13 protein-coding genes are annotated in these 14,800 nt (G+C 39.2%); 11 read left to right on the forward strand and 2 right to left on the reverse strand.

The features are described from left to right. Positions 1–128: 128 nt before the first annotated feature. Entirely contained in the window at positions 129–896 is a 768-nt protein-coding gene (locus NIES593_RS00565) for a sulfite exporter TauE/SafE family protein (RefSeq protein ID WP_073597734.1), read from the reverse strand. A gap of 392 nt (positions 897–1,288) precedes the next feature. On the opposite strand from NIES593_RS00565, the gene lepB reads away from it, so the two are divergent. The 10 genes from lepB to NIES593_RS00615 all read left to right on the forward strand — a co-directional run bounded on the left by lepB (position 1,289) and on the right by NIES593_RS00615 (position 11,384). Then, complete coding sequence (lepB, locus tag NIES593_RS00570; protein ID WP_073598025.1) at positions 1,289–1,849, forward strand: signal peptidase I; 561 nt, start codon at positions 1,289–1,291, stop codon at positions 1,847–1,849. Between the two features lie 122 nt (positions 1,850–1,971). Further along, on the forward strand, positions 1,972–2,970 hold the full coding sequence (locus NIES593_RS00575) for an RNA polymerase sigma factor, RpoD/SigA family (RefSeq protein WP_073597735.1): 999 nt from the start codon (positions 1,972–1,974) through the stop codon (positions 2,968–2,970). Positions 2,971–3,065: 95 nt separating this feature from the next. After that, a complete protein-coding gene (locus NIES593_RS00580) occupies positions 3,066–3,443 on the forward strand; it encodes a sulfite exporter TauE/SafE family protein (RefSeq protein WP_073597736.1) in 378 nt (125 codons plus the stop codon). 85 nt (positions 3,444–3,528) lie between these two features. Beyond that, positions 3,529–4,401 (forward strand): sulfite exporter TauE/SafE family protein, encoded by an 873-nt coding sequence (locus tag NIES593_RS00585; RefSeq protein ID WP_083602245.1) that lies wholly within the window; start codon positions 3,529–3,531, stop codon positions 4,399–4,401. Position 4,402: 1 nt separating this feature from the next. Further along, entirely contained in the window at positions 4,403–4,786 is a 384-nt protein-coding gene (locus NIES593_RS00590) for a DUF1634 domain-containing protein (protein WP_073597737.1), read from the forward strand. A gap of 89 nt (positions 4,787–4,875) precedes the next feature. Continuing rightward, positions 4,876–5,793, forward strand: a complete 918-nt coding sequence (locus NIES593_RS00595) for an alpha/beta hydrolase (RefSeq protein WP_073597738.1) — start codon at positions 4,876–4,878, stop codon at positions 5,791–5,793. Between the two features lie 48 nt (positions 5,794–5,841). Beyond that, complete coding sequence (locus tag NIES593_RS00600) at positions 5,842–7,677, forward strand: APC family permease (RefSeq protein WP_073597739.1); 1,836 nt, start codon at positions 5,842–5,844, stop codon at positions 7,675–7,677. A 209-nt stretch (positions 7,678–7,886) separates the two neighbouring features. Continuing rightward, on the forward strand, positions 7,887–8,828 hold the full coding sequence (locus tag NIES593_RS00605) for a lysylphosphatidylglycerol synthase domain-containing protein (protein ID WP_073597740.1): 942 nt from the start codon (positions 7,887–7,889) through the stop codon (positions 8,826–8,828). A gap of 81 nt (positions 8,829–8,909) precedes the next feature. Further along, positions 8,910–10,577, forward strand: coding sequence for a bifunctional lysylphosphatidylglycerol flippase/synthetase MprF (locus NIES593_RS00610; RefSeq protein WP_073597741.1), 1,668 nt, complete (start codon positions 8,910–8,912; stop codon positions 10,575–10,577). 108 nt (positions 10,578–10,685) lie between these two features. Continuing rightward, a complete protein-coding gene (locus tag NIES593_RS00615) occupies positions 10,686–11,384 on the forward strand; it encodes a phosphatase PAP2 family protein (protein WP_073597742.1) in 699 nt (232 codons plus the stop codon). Positions 11,385–11,441: 57 nt separating this feature from the next. Here the strand turns inward: NIES593_RS00615 and NIES593_RS00620 are convergent, their stop codons facing one another. Beyond that, the gene (locus NIES593_RS00620; protein WP_073598027.1) at positions 11,442–13,952 is read right to left on the reverse strand and encodes a heavy metal translocating P-type ATPase; all 2,511 of its coding nucleotides are present in this window, start codon (positions 13,950–13,952) and stop codon (positions 11,442–11,444) included. A 133-nt stretch (positions 13,953–14,085) separates the two neighbouring features. On the opposite strand from NIES593_RS00620, the gene NIES593_RS00625 reads away from it, so the two are divergent. Next, entirely contained in the window at positions 14,086–14,478 is a 393-nt protein-coding gene (locus NIES593_RS00625; protein ID WP_073597743.1) for an ArsR/SmtB family transcription factor, read from the forward strand. Positions 14,479–14,800 lie beyond the last annotated feature (322 nt).

A 14,800-nucleotide genomic window follows, 5' to 3' on the forward strand; every position in this document is an offset into this window, starting at 1 on the left:
CAAGCCCGCCAATGAATATTTGAAACCACTTGCGTCTAATAAAACCCATATTAAAACGATCAATATTTTGACAACTTAACTAATTAAATCAGATATAGTGATAGATAAGTATATCAACATAATTTTATTTACTTAATTACACTAGCAATCTCCGTATAACCAAAGTAAAGTGCTAAGACAATTAAAAAAGTGCTGTACAAGCGACTCAACATCAGACCTGGCAAATGGAGGGCAAGTTTACTTCCCAAATAGGTAGATGGAAAAACTCCCACGGCTAGCCAACCAGTCAACTCCCAGTCAATATGTCCCAAGAAAGCATGAATTATTGTTGAAGGGATTGCCATGAGTGTAACGGTTGCGAGGGAGGTTGCTAAGGCTGCTCGTAACCCCAACCCAATACCCAATTGATAAAGAGGGACTAACAAAAGTCCGCCACCATTGGCAAGCAAGCCATTGATTAATCCCAACAAAGGCGACCAATAGGGAATGATTGCCTCATGCAGTTGTACTTTCGTTTCAGGTAAGCTGCGATTTCGGAGTCCACTTAAACCGTAAACTCCTACGGACAGGATAAACCCTGCCGTTAAAAGCATCAGGATTGTCCCTGGAAGAAATTCAGTAATCCAGGCTCCGAGTAAGACACCAGGGAAGCCCCAAAGACTAGTTAATAAGGCAATACGCCAGTAAATGAGGTGTTCCTTTCGATAGGCGATCGCGCCTCCGATTCCACTCGGTAATGTAAGTGGAAGCGGACTAGCCAGAGCAATTAAAGGTGGTAGTCCTAACAGCCGTAGAATGGGCGTACCAATTGAACTCCCGCCTAAACCAAACAGCCCAGAACAGAAACCCATGCCGACTCCAACCAATATTTCTAAAAACCAAGGTAAGGAAGTCATGTTAAATAGAACCTGATATTTTTCATAAAGACTGAGTATGCTTACTGAATGCGTGATTGTAGTTATTTAATTTCGATAGACATCACTTTTTCAACTCTTTGACAAGAGCCTGTAACATTAAGCTCTTAACTTAAAAAATATCAGTTTTAGCTGAATTAAGCATATCTGCTCACCACCAGAGAAATCTTTCCGAGTTCTTAACTTTTACCCCTTAATGTGAAATTGCAAAACGAGATTACAGGAATTAAAAGCTATGAATACTTTAGACTGCAATTCTTAAAATTTTACTCCCAAAGACTTAATTGATGGCTAAAGCTAACACCAACATATTTGCTCACTAATAACTTTTAGGGTTTATCTCTGTCTAATACTTGTTATTTATTGTCAGCATTATGTCTAGTATTCGTCAACAACAATCACATCCGTCAAAGAATGAAAATATTTTATTTGAAACAATTAAAACAATTGGTTTAAGCTTGTTTCTTGCTTTTGGTGTTCGCACCTTTGTTGCTGAAGCCCGTTATATACCCTCTGGGTCAATGGAACCAACGCTCCAGATTAATGACCGCTTAATTATTGATAAAGTTAGCTATGACTTTATCTCACCTCAACGAGGTGATATTGTTGTTTTTAATCCGACCAAAACACTGCTTTCTGAAAACTATCACGAAGCTTTCATTAAACGTGTAATTGGCTTACCAGAAGAAAAAGTTGAAGTTAATAATAGACTAGTTTATATTAATGGTTCGCCTTTAAAAGAGAATTATCTTGAAGCTAAACCAGACTATCAATGGGGGCCTGTAATTGTACCAAATAATTCTTATCTAGTTCTTGGAGACAATCGCAATAACAGTTATGACAGTCACTATTGGGGTTTTGTTCCCCGCAATAAAATCATAGGTCGAGCCATTGTTCGCTTTTATCCCTTCAACCGAATTGGATTTGTCAATTAAACTGTTTATTGAATAAAATTCATTATTTCATTCTAATTTCATTTCTTGATGCCATACTAACTACACAGAGTCACAAATCATTTACTCCAAGTCAATCAGTATTTACGAAGGTTCAAAAAACTATGAAAAATATATCTCATCCATCTATAGAAGTAAGTGATAAAAATGAAAAATCCTTATCCAATGCTGATATTGTGCGTACCTATCTGCACGAAATCGGACGTATTCCTTTGTTAACTCATGAACAAGAAATTGATTTGGGTAAGCAAGTTCAACAAATGATGAACTTACTCGTCGCCAAAGAAAAATTAGCTATTCAATTAAAGCGTCAACCTACACAAAAAGAATGGGCTGAAAATATAAATATCAGTGAAGCATTACTAGTGCAACAACTACACCAGGGACATCAAGCCAAGCAAAAAATGATTAGGGCTAATCTACGACTTGTAGTGTCTATTGCTAAGAAATATCAAAGACGTAATCTAGAATTTCTCGACTTAATTCAGGAAGGAAGTTTAGGTTTAGAGCGAGGAGTTGAAAAATTTGACCCTAGCAAAGGGTATAAGTTTTCAACTTATGCTTATTGGTGGGTTCGTCAAGCAATTACACGAGCTATCGCTCAACAAGGACGCGCCATACGTTTACCTATTCATATTACAGAAAAACTGAATAAAATCAAACGAACCCAACGAGAACTAGCTCAAAAATTAGGTCGTACTCCTACAGCAGTTGATATTGCTGAAGAACTATCTTTAGACCCCAAACAAGTTCGAGAATATTTACTCATAGCACGTCAACCTGTCTCTCTGGAATTACGAGTTGGCGCAGAAAGAGAGACGGAATTACAAGATATGTTGGAAGATGAAGGAGTTTCTCCTGAATTTTACACCGATCAAAAGTTTCTACAACAAAATATTCAAAATTTATTGTCAAAACTAACTCCCCAGCAACGGGAAATATTAACTTTACGTTTCGGTTTAGTAGATGGAAATGAACTGTCCTTAGCGGAAATTGGTCAACGCATGGGTGTTAGTCGAGAACGAGTAAGACAGGTAGAGCTACAAGCTTTGAGTACCCTACGCAGGTATAAAGAACAAGTGCGTAGTTATCTGGCTAGTTGATGCTGAGAGCATAATACGAATAGCAACATCAATTTCAGCTAACAAAAAATTCTGTGATACTAGCAAAAGTACATTAATTAGGAATAAGTTTAATCATGACTAATATTTGGCTTTGCATAATTTTGGGATTGGTAGCAGGAATTGTTAGTGGCATGACAGGCATTGGTGGTGGAATAATTATCTTACCTGCTTTGATTTTTTTCTTAGGATTCTCTCAGCACCAAGCACAAGGAACAACATTGGCTTTGTTAGTTCCACCAATAGATTTATTAGCAGCATGGACTTATTACAAGCAAGGATATGTAGATATAAAAGTAGCTGCACTTCTCTGTCTAGGATTTATTTTAGGTGGGTGGTTCGGTGCCAAAATAGGAACGATTTTACCGAGTGGGGTTTTAACTAAAATATTCGCCTTGCTACTAATTATGAGTGCTGTTAGAGTTTTATTTGCAACCCCTAATGATTCCGTATAATTAATTATTTCTTAACTTGTTTATCATATAATGCAGGCGTTGCTATTGAGTTTTTCAATCAGCAACGTTTAATTTAGAAGCGAGGGTGCGTTGGCGTGACGCGCCCACCGGAGGTGTTCGCTTGAATGTTTTAGAATTTACCCTACTAGTCTGGATTAGTTCTGCTACGGCAGGCTTTTTGGGAGCGTTGACAGGCTTAGGTGGTGGAGTGGTGCTTGTTCCTCTGTTAACTTTGGTTTTTGGTGTTGACATTCGTTACGCAATCGGTGCTTCGCTAGTATCCGTAATTGCAACTTCTTCCGGCGCTGCTTCTGCTTACGTCAAAGAAGGCTATACTAATTTACGCTTGGGAATGTTCTTGGAAGTAGCAACGACATTTGGAGCGATCGCAGGTGCAACCCTAGCCGCTTTTGTTTCTACTAGAATACTCGCTGTGGTGTTTGGATGTGTTTTACTTTACAGCGCCCATCTCTCGCGTCAATCCCGTCCTGAACACTCAGCTGATACTCCACCTGATCGTTTAGCAACTCGTTTAAAGCTAAATAGCACTTACCCAACACAGTCAGGTGAACAATCTTACAATGTCTATGCTGTTCCCGTAGGATTTAGTCTGATGTTTGTCGCCGGAGTGCTTTCCGGGTTACTTGGTATTGGTTCTGGCGCACTCAAGGTACTAGCAATGGATCAATTCATGCGGATTCCATTTAAAGTTTCTACTACTACCAGTAATTTTATGATTGGGGTGACAGCAGCAGCTAGCGCGGGTGTGTACCTAAAACGAGGTTACATTGATCCTGGACTAGCAATGCCTGTCATGTTAGGAGTACTTTTAGGCGCATTGTTGGGAGCTAGGGTATTGGTAAAAGCAAGAGTAGGCGTTTTAAGAAATATTTTTAGTTTAGTCATTGTGCTATTGGCAATTCAAATGATTTATAACGGCTTTACTGGGAGAATTTAAAATGTCCCAAAATCGACGCAACTTGAGTGAAAGACAAGTCGAACTTTTGGTTGGAAATTTGTTAAGATATGGCGTACTTTTAGCTTCATCTGTAGTCTTGTTTGGCGGAGTTTTATACCTAATTTATCACGGCAAAGAAACTCCTAATTATCAAATCTTTCGCGGTGAACCTCCAGCTTTTCGCTCTCCTGAAGGAGTCGCAACCTCAGCATTATCAGGTCGCCGTCGTGGCATCATTCAACTTGGATTGTTGTTATTAATTGCTACTCCTGTTGCTAGAGTTGCTTTTTCTCTGTTAGCTTTTATACGTCAGCGAGATATCACCTATATTATTTTGACTTTGATTGTTTTGACTGGGCTGATTATTAGTTTTATAGGTGGTTAACAAATAATTATCTACTGTTTTGATTTTGAGCAATTATAGAGAAGTTTAATTTTAATATTATTTTGAGATAATAACCAAGGAAATTATAGATGAAGTTACGATGGTCAAATATTTTACTAGCAGGTATAGCTATAGTTGCTACCTTGTTGGCAACTGGCTATTGGTATGTATTCATTGCTGGTGCGCCGCAACTCGACCCTCCGCAGGTAGAGAAAAATACAGGATTGTCATTTGAGCTAAAGACTTTCAACAGCAAAGCAATGGGAGAAGTGCGACAATATGGCTTAATTCTCCCTCCCGATTATGCCAAGAACCTAAAGAAGCGCTATCCAGTAATCTTCCTACTCCACGGGGGACATGGCGATGCTCGTGCTTATCAGGATAAAGCAGCCGTCACCTCCGTGCTACATGACCTTTACAAAAGTGACAAATTACCTTATTCAATAGTTATTACCCCAGATGGCAACGACAAGCGCGGTACAAGTCCGTTTTGGGATTCAGATTACTATGATGGCCCCAATGGTAAAGTTGGCACTTTGATTGGTTCAGAGTTAGTCAAAATTGTGAAATCTCGTTATCGGACGTTGAATGAACCGCAGTTTTGGGCAATGGGAGGACAGTCAAGCGGTGGTTGGGGAGCTTTTAATATTGGTTTACGCCACTTGAATAACTTTAATATTTTCTTTAGTTCTAGCGGCTACTTTACTGATATCAGTGGTACGGCAAATAGTCCCCAAGATTTTATTGAAAAAATACCAGTGGCAGAACGTAAACGCATTAGAGCATATTTGGATGCTGGAGAGCAAGATAAAGAATTTCTTACCTCAACTCAGCAGTTTCATCAAACTCTAGATAAGTTAGGAATTGCAAACGAATTCCATGCTTTTCCTGGCGGTCATGGTATTTTTGGCGCAGATGTTGGCTGGAACTATTGGCACAAACATCTAGCAGACCAACTTACTTATGTGGGAAAGCAATTTCAGCAAGCCTCAGCGCAGAAGAATTAATCTGCTTTCTACGTTGGGGTTGTTCTACCGTTTTCAAAAGTTGTTTTTATGTCTTTTTACTCTAAAATTAAGCGTCAGCTGATTGGATCATCCCTACCAACTAGCTCTCATTCTACAGAAAGATTAAGCAATGCGGCTGCATTAGCAGTTCTCTCGTCTGATGCACTTTCCTCTGTTGCCTATGCGACTGAGGAAATTTTAACCGTGCTAGTTTTGACAGGTAGTAGTACGTTAGGCTTATCTCTTCCTATTGCTCTAGCCATTAGTCTGCTGTTAGCGATCGTTACGCTTTCATATCGGCAAACGATTCGTGCCTATCCTACTGGTGGCGGAGCTTACACGGTAGCAAGTGAAAACTTGGGTCTTTTCCCTGGTTTAGTTGCTGCTGCCTCCTTACTAATAGATTATGTCCTGACGGTAACGGTAAGTGTTGCAGCTGGGATTGCTGCTCTCATCTCTGCTTTCCCTCTTTTGCAAGGCTTCACTGTTGAGCTTTGCGTGATTTCTATTTTTTTATTAATGTTAGCTAACTTACGAGGCTTGCGAGAATCTGGTAATTTATTTATGGCTCCCACTTATGCTTTTATTATTTGCATATTTATCCTACTAATCTTAGGTATTTATCATCAATTTACAACATTAATTCCTCAAACTTATCCAGTAATTCCAGTAAAAGAACCTTTGAGTTTGTTTTTGATTTTACGAGCATTTGCAGCAGGCTGTACAGCAATGACAGGGGTAGAAGCTATCTCTAATGGAGTCATGGCTTTTAAACAACCAGAGTGGAAAAATGCTCGTATGACAATGTTATATATGAGCGTAATTTTAGGCACAATGTTTTTGGGTATTACTTACCTTGTTCACGTTTATCATGTTGTCCCAGAATCTAATCAAACTGTAGTTTCTTTGCTAGGTCGTCAAATCTTTGGTGGCGGAATACTATATTATTTTTTGCAGTTTACGACATTATTAATCTTGCTACTAGCTGCAAATACCAGTTATGCGGATTTTCCCCGACTTGCCTCACTGTTAGCCAGAGATAGTTTTCTACCTCGGCAGTTGTTACTGTTGGGCGATCGCCTGGTGTATTCTAACGGTATTATTTTACTGAGTGTTTTAGCTGCTATTCTCATCATTATTTTCCAAGGCGAAGTCAGCGCGATTATTCCTCTGTATGCTGTTGGGGTGTTTACCTCTTTTACCCTCTCGCAAGCCGGAATGGTACGTCATTGGTTTAAGGAACAAACTTCAGGTTGGGGTACTAGTGCAATCATCAATGGTATGGGGGCGATCGCTACTTTTATTGTTTCTGTCGTAATTATTGTGACAAAATTCCAAGCAGGAGCTTGGGTTGTAGTTCTGGCTATTCCCCTGGTTGTCAGTTTATTTCTCTTAATTCGCCGTCACTATCAATATGTAGCTAATCGTCTCAGTATTGAAGGAATTCAAATTAGAAATTATCCAACCAGATTAAAAGCAGAAACTATTACCCATCCTGCTGTCATCCTTGTTGGGCAACTGCACAAAGGTACTGTAAAAGCTCTTGATTACGCCCGCAGCATGGCTGATGAAATTGTGGCAGTTCACGTTGATATTGGTTTTACAGATCGAGAACAACTTCAGCAGCAGTGGCAGCAGTTAGAGTCGGATATTCCTTTAGTAATTTTAGACTCTCCCTATCGCTCAATAGTCACTCCCCTGGCTGAATTCGTAAGTGAATATGAAACACAACACCCAAATGTATTTACTACCGTCGTCATACCCGTTTTTATTACGCGTCACTGGTGGGAAGATTTACTGCACAACCAAACATCTTTGTTTTTACGCAGAGCTTTACGCAATAAACACAGCAGCGTAGTTACAAGTGTTAGGTATTATTTGTAACAGATAGGAGAGGTTGAAAACAATCCGAAAATTATAATAATTAGTTTGACTTTATAATACGATTTCCATCAATTGCTACAACACCCTTCCTTCTCGTGGTAGATGAGTTAAGGACAGGATGCTTCTACTATAAATTATGTATTAAGTATGTATAAGCCAAAACAGAATAAGTTGTTAATGACAGTAAATTACTGTTCTTGACTTTAAAGATGAATCGAAAACGCCTTTCTCAAATTAGTTTATCTGGTTTTGGCTTGTTGTTGTTTGCTTTATCTCTTTGGACAATCAACAACGAACTGCGGCAGCATAACCTTAGTGATGTTCTTCGTAGTTTGACAGAAATTCCCTCAAATCGCTTGTTTATAGCCATTGGATGCTCCATCGGAGGCTATCTAGTACTCACTAGTTATGATTTTCTAGCCTTCCGCTATATCCGTCATTCGCTTCCTCCTAGTGCAATTATTTTTACAGCTTTTATCAGCCATGCTATCAGTAATTCTGTTGGCTTTGCTCTTTTGACAGGTGGTGCTATCCGCTACCGTCTTTATTCAAATTGGGGGGTATCAGTAGGAGCGATCGCTCAAGTAATTGCCTTCGAGAACCTGAGTTTCTGGTTAGGACTATTCGCCGTAAGTGGGATAATATTTCTCCTTGAACCACTCACCATTCCTACCCTACTAAATTTACCCTTTGTGTCTGTTTATCCAATCGGAGTTATTTTTCTAATCCTTGTAGGAGCATATTTGCTGGGAAGTTATTTTTATCATCAACCCTTAAGAATTCGCGGACAGACATTTTCTTTTCCTTCCTTTCGACTTTCCTTGAAGCAAATAGGAATTTCTTTAGTGGATTGGGGATTGGCGATCGCTGTTCTCTATCTTCTGTTACCCCCAAGTATTCCTTTGTCGTATTTCGGCTTTGCTGGTATCTACTTATTAGCAATGATTGCAGGCATTGTTAGCAATGTTCCTGGTGGCTTAGGAGTGTTTGAAACCGTAATACTTTTGCTACTGCCATCAGAAGTAACAGCCCCAGCAGGTTTGGGTTCGCTAATAGCTTACCGAGGAGTTTACTACATCCTGCCTTTGACAGTTGCAGTGGTGTTGCTGGGTTTGTATGAAATTAATCAACGGCTAAAAGCGCGTTCCTAGCTTAATTTATGTTTAACCCAACTTGAAATTAAACTTGCTCCACGACACAATCAAATAGTTAAGCAAAGTGAGGAAAAGCAATTGCTAAATAAACGTCAACGGATTGGATTGTGGACAGCCTCTATTTTAACCGCTATGGTAGGGGTTGTTAATTTGATATCTGCGGTTACTCCTAATTCACCTAGACGCACAGAATTAATAGAGCAATTTGTTCCTTTTGATATCCGCGTAGGTGGACATTTTTTTGCAGCCATTTCTGGATTTATATTGTTAACTCTGGCAGCTAATTTATTACGACGTAAGCGAGTAGCTTGGTTACTAACAGTTGGGTTGTTAATTGTAACTATTATTAGCCATTTAATCAAAGGTTTGGACTATGAAGAAAGTTTGTTAGCTGGAGTTTTACTAGCTCAACTTATTTTAATGCGTAATGTTTTTACAGCGCAATCAGATCGTCCTTCTATTACTCAAGGAATTCGAGTTTTAATTGGTGCATTGCTGTTTACATTAGCTTACGGCACTGTAGGTTTCTTTCTACTAGATAGGCAATATACGGTTAATTTTGACTTACCACAAGCGTTGCTGCAAACTTTGGCAATGTTTTTCACAGCTGATAATGCAGGGTTAGAACCTACAACCCGATTTGGACAGTTTTTCGCTGATTCAATATATTTCGTAGGTGCTTCTACATTAGCTTATGCTTTATTCATGCTCTTGCGTCCGGTATTATTAAGAAATCATACTTTAGAAGTAGAAAGAAAACGAGCAAAAGAAATTGTAGAACAATATGGAAAATCTTCTCTAGCAAGATTCACTCTCTTTGATGATAAAACTTATTATTTCAGTCCTTCTGGAAAAAGCTTCATTGGTTATGTAGCAAAAGGTAGAGGTGCAATAGCTTTGGGCGACCCCATTGGCCCTCTTGAAGAAAGACAAGAAGTAATTGTTGGATTTCAGCTATTTTGTGAGAAAAATGACTGGTATCCCGCATTTTATCAAACTTTACCAGATGATTTAGATATATATAAATCTTTAGGCTACCGTACTGTTCAAATTGGTGAGGAGGCAATTGTTGACTTACATAGCTTCACTCTTCAAGGCAAAGCTAACCAAAACTTAAGAAATGCTCTTAATAGGCTTACTAAGTCGGGTCATCAAGTTAAATTTTATCAACCACCCATTGCAGATGAATTATTAAAAGAATTGAGGTCAGTAAGTGACGAATGGCTTAAAATGATGCAGGGAGCAGAGAAAAAGTTTTCTGTTGGTTGGTTTGATTATGACTACTTGCATGAATGCGAAATTGTGGTTGTATATACTCCAGAAGGAACAATTAGTGCCTTTGCAAATGTGGTATCGGAGTATCAGAAAAATGAAATTACTATCGACTTGATGCGACGACGTACAGAAATTGAGAAAGGGACAATGGAATTTTTATTTGTCTCAATGTTTCAGCATTTCCAGAAACTCAAATATGACGGTTTCAATTTGGGATTATCTGCACTTTCTGGAGTTGGAGGAACACAAGATTCTCCCGCTTTGGAGAAAGCATTAAAATATCTCTACGAACACTTAAATAAGTTTTATAACTTTAAAGGTTTGCATACATTTAAGGATAAGTTTAGTCCTCGTTGGGAACCTCGTTACCTAGTATATCCCAATTTAGTTGCACTACCCGATATAGTGGTAGCTCTGGTAAGGGCAGATTCAGGGGATAGATTACTCGATTACTTTAAACCAGGTGCTTAGGAGCCTAGTTTGAGCAAAATAACTCAATTTTTGATTCAAAATGCCTTTTCAAGTTCTTAACTATTGTTCTGTAAGCTATAAGTCCATAACAGATTTAGATATAACTCAATGATACGAAAAATTTCTACCTTTTGGTTACGCCATATATATCCTCGTTTAGCTCCTTTAATTGCCACGATTGGTATAGTTGGACTTACTGCTTGTCTGCTAATTTTGTTTGTTGTTGCCAAGCTTGCGGAAGAAGTTTTAGAGAAAGAAGCTTTTGCATTTGATACAACTTTCTTATTATGGCTACATCAATTTGCCAATCCGAGTCTTGATAATTTAATGTTATTTATAACAAATCTTGGTAATCCAAAGACAGTAGTAGTAGTTGCAGGAGTGACTTTAGGAATACTTTGGTGGCGACGTTACCGAGTAGAAATATATGTTTTTGTGCTTACTTGTTTAGGAGGGTTAATTCTAAATACAGGTTTAAAGTTATTTTTCTCAAAACCCCGTCCGCAACTTTGGACACTTCTAATCTCTGAAAAATCTTTTAGTTTTCCTAGCGGTCATGCACTAGGCTCTATGGTATTGTATGGTTTTATTGCTTATATACTAGCTACTTATTATCCTCAATTTTCGCGGTTAATCTATGTTTTAGCGGTTATTCTAATTGTGGCAATTGGCATCAGTCGCCTATATTTAGGAGTACATTGGCCGACAGATGTAATTGCTGGGTATGGTGTTGGATTTTTGTGGTTAATGATATGTATCACGATGCTGAAACTACAAAGATTAAGCCAAGGACAATTACTAGACTAAAACATTCAATAACGTTCGCTAAACCTTACTCATTCCAGTAGAATATGCGTCATTTACTTAATTTTTCAAAGTTTTGGTTTTAAATAGCCGCATTCCATTTGCAGTTACTAGCAGGGAAGTTCCTGTATCAGCTAAGACGGCGATCGCTAAACCAACAAACCCAAACGTCCCCAATAGCAAAAATAAAGCCTTAGTTACCAGAGAAAAAACCACATTCTGTTGAATCAATGACACAGTACGTCGGCTTAAATCTACTGCATAAGCAAGCTGTCTCAAGTCACTACCTACCAGCACCACATCTGCTGTCTCCAAAGCGATATCAATTCCACCCACAGCAAAACTAATATCTGCCGTAGCTAAAGCAGGTGCATCGTTAATGCCATCTCCAACCATACCTACTACTCCGTGACGACGCAACTGTTGAATTGCTTGCAGTTTATCTTCAGGTAACAGTTCTGCCTGATACTCTGTAATTCCAACTTGTTGGGCAATTTGCTTGGCCACAACAGTGCGATCGCCACTCAACATCACCAACCGCTTCAATCCAACCTGCTTCAACTGTCGCAGGGCTTCGGTGGCTTCCAAGCGGATACCATCAGAGAGTGCGATCGCTCCTAGTAACCCTCCGTTTGTCCCTACTAGCACCGGAATTTGACCGAGTTGTTCAATTTCAGTTAACAAAGATTCAGCTTCATCAGACAAGCAAATACCTTGGTCTGCAAACAACCGTCGATTACCAACTAAATACAACATCTGACTTAAGTTTGCCTGAATTCCTTTACCGGGTAATGCGGTAAAATCAAGAGGCGTTGCTAACTCCAGCCCTAAATCTTGAGCCTTTGCCACAATAGCCTTTGCTAAGGGATGTTCAGACTGTTGTTCTAAGGAAGCGGCAATCTGTAATACCATATCTGCACTTACTTTCCCCAAATCATAAACCTGCTGCACAATGGGTAGCCCTTGGGTAATTGTGCCAGTTTTATCAAAAGCAAGGGTAGTCAGATGTCCAGCAGTTTCCAGTGCATTACCCCCTTTAAATAAAACACCCCGCCGAGTTGCCGCACCAATAGCACTGACAATTGAAACTGGGGTAGAAATGACTAAGGCACAGGGACAAGCAATTACTAGCATGACCAGTGCGCGGTAAAGCCAGACGTTAAAAGGTTGAGCAAATGCCAAGGGTGGTATTAGAGCAATGGCGATCGCTGCTAAAATCACTATCGGAGTGTAGACCTGTGCAAACTTATCCACCCACTGCTGTGAAGGTGCGCGGCTTTCTTGAGCTTGTTCCACCAAATTAATAATTTTGGCAACGGTTGTATCACTAGAAGTGTGCGTAACTTTAACTTCTAAAAAACCTGTCTGATTTAGTGTTCCAGCAAAGACAGTATCCCCAACGGCTTTATCTTCTGGAATTGACTCTCCTGTAATTGGAGACTGGTCAATGGCACTGTTACCAGAAACAACCACACCATCCAACGCCACACGCCCTCCTGGTCGAATCGTCAAAATTTCACTTAGCTGAATACTCTCGACCGGAACTGTAAATTCCTGATTCCCGCGCTTAACTGTAGCAGTAGGTGGAGTCAAATCCATTAGTGAGCGAATGGCATTGCGGGTACGACCAAAGGTGAAAACTTGTAATGTTGTGCCTAAAGAGAACAAAAAGACAACCAGCCCCGCTTCAAACCAGTCTCCTAAAATCACTGCCCCAATCACCGAAATAGTCATCAGCAGATTCATATCGGCGCGACGCAAGCGCAACTCAAACAAACCAGCCCGTGCGATCGGATAGCCAGCAATTACTATACCAATGCCATAAAAAGCTCGTGCAATCCAGATGGGTAGCACTAGATATTGAGTAAGTAAACCTAAAACTAAACCTATACCTGCAAGTATGACACTCTGTCCTCGACGATTTTCAATCCAGAATCTCCAGCTTGTTAAGTCGGATTTTTGTTTGGACTTGTTTATTGGCTGAGAATGCTCGTGGTTATGGCTATAGTCATGGTCGTGATGATGGGAACTTGTTTCAACACCCTCCTCAACCGTGTAACCTAAATCTTGAATCAGGTCATAAATTGCTTTCTCATTCACCAATTGTGGGTCATAGGATATATGCAATCTTTGGCTGGCAAAGCTGACCGATGCTTCTTGTACACCTATTATCTTCTGCACCCCAACCTCAATGGTTTTCGCACAACTGCCACAATCCATCCCGCCAATTTGTAGCTCTAGCGTTTGCAGAGAAACTACATCTACGTTATGGTCATGATTTTGATGGTCATGGTCGTGTTCACCGCCACAGGAATGAGTATGCTGATGGGATTGCGCCTGATGACTTTGTTCTATCGTATAACCCAAACCTTTAATTTGGTTATAGATACTCTTTTCACTCAATACCTCTGGATCATAAGAAACCCTAGCCTTACCAGTTGTAAAGTTTACCGTTGCTTCTGTCACACCATGTAACTGTTGCAAAGCGACTTCAATTGTCTTGGCGCAGCTTCCGCAGTCCATACCGCCAACTTGCAAAGTTTGGGTTTTGGGGGAAGGAGTTTGAGTCATAGCAGCTTTAAAATCAAGGCGAAAAGTTAACTGCCAATATTCTAATACAACAATTGAACAACTATTCAATTGTACAATGGTTATCATTTTAGGTATTATTGAGATTGATAACCATTGCTAAGTAAAACTTGCTATGAATAAGCACAAGAAAAAGCAGGACTTAGACTTAATTCAAAGTTCTGACACCCCTACCTGTGATACTCATCTGGTGCATTTAGATAATGTACGCTCATCTCAGGCGCAAATTTTACCGACAGATAAAGCACAACAAATGGCAGAAATTTTTAGTGTGTTAGCAGATACAAACCGTATACGCCTCCTATCAGCTTTGGCTTCTAGTGAGTTGTGTGTTTGCGATCTAGCTGCATTAACCAAAATGAGTGAATCAGCAGTTTGCCATCAGCTGCGGTTATTGAAAGCTATGCGTTTAGTCAGCTATCGTCGAGAAGGTCGGAATGTTTATTATAGTTTGGCTGACAGTCACGTTATTAACTTATATCGCTCTTTAGTGGAAAACTTAAATTAATAAAATATTGAAGTTTTAACTTATTGGTTTATCAATTTTATTCTATAAAAATCAAAATACATAAAAAAATTTATATATATGCTTTGCGTATGCCTACAGCAATCCCAAAGCGTATATGTATTATATATTTTTGAGGTATTTTGTAGTTATGAATAATGTAACATTATAAACATTAATATAGCCTAAATATCATAGTTATTCCTAACAAAAATTCCAACTAAAAATTTCACCCAAATTTCATATTGATATGAAACACTGGAAAAAGACTACTATTCAAACTCCTTAAACTACTCACAAAAGCGATGTAACTAGCTAAAAAAAG

Source organism: Hydrococcus rivularis NIES-593, assembly GCF_001904635.1.
Taxonomy (GTDB): Bacteria; Cyanobacteriota; Cyanobacteriia; order Cyanobacteriales; family Microcystaceae; genus Hydrococcus; species Hydrococcus rivularis.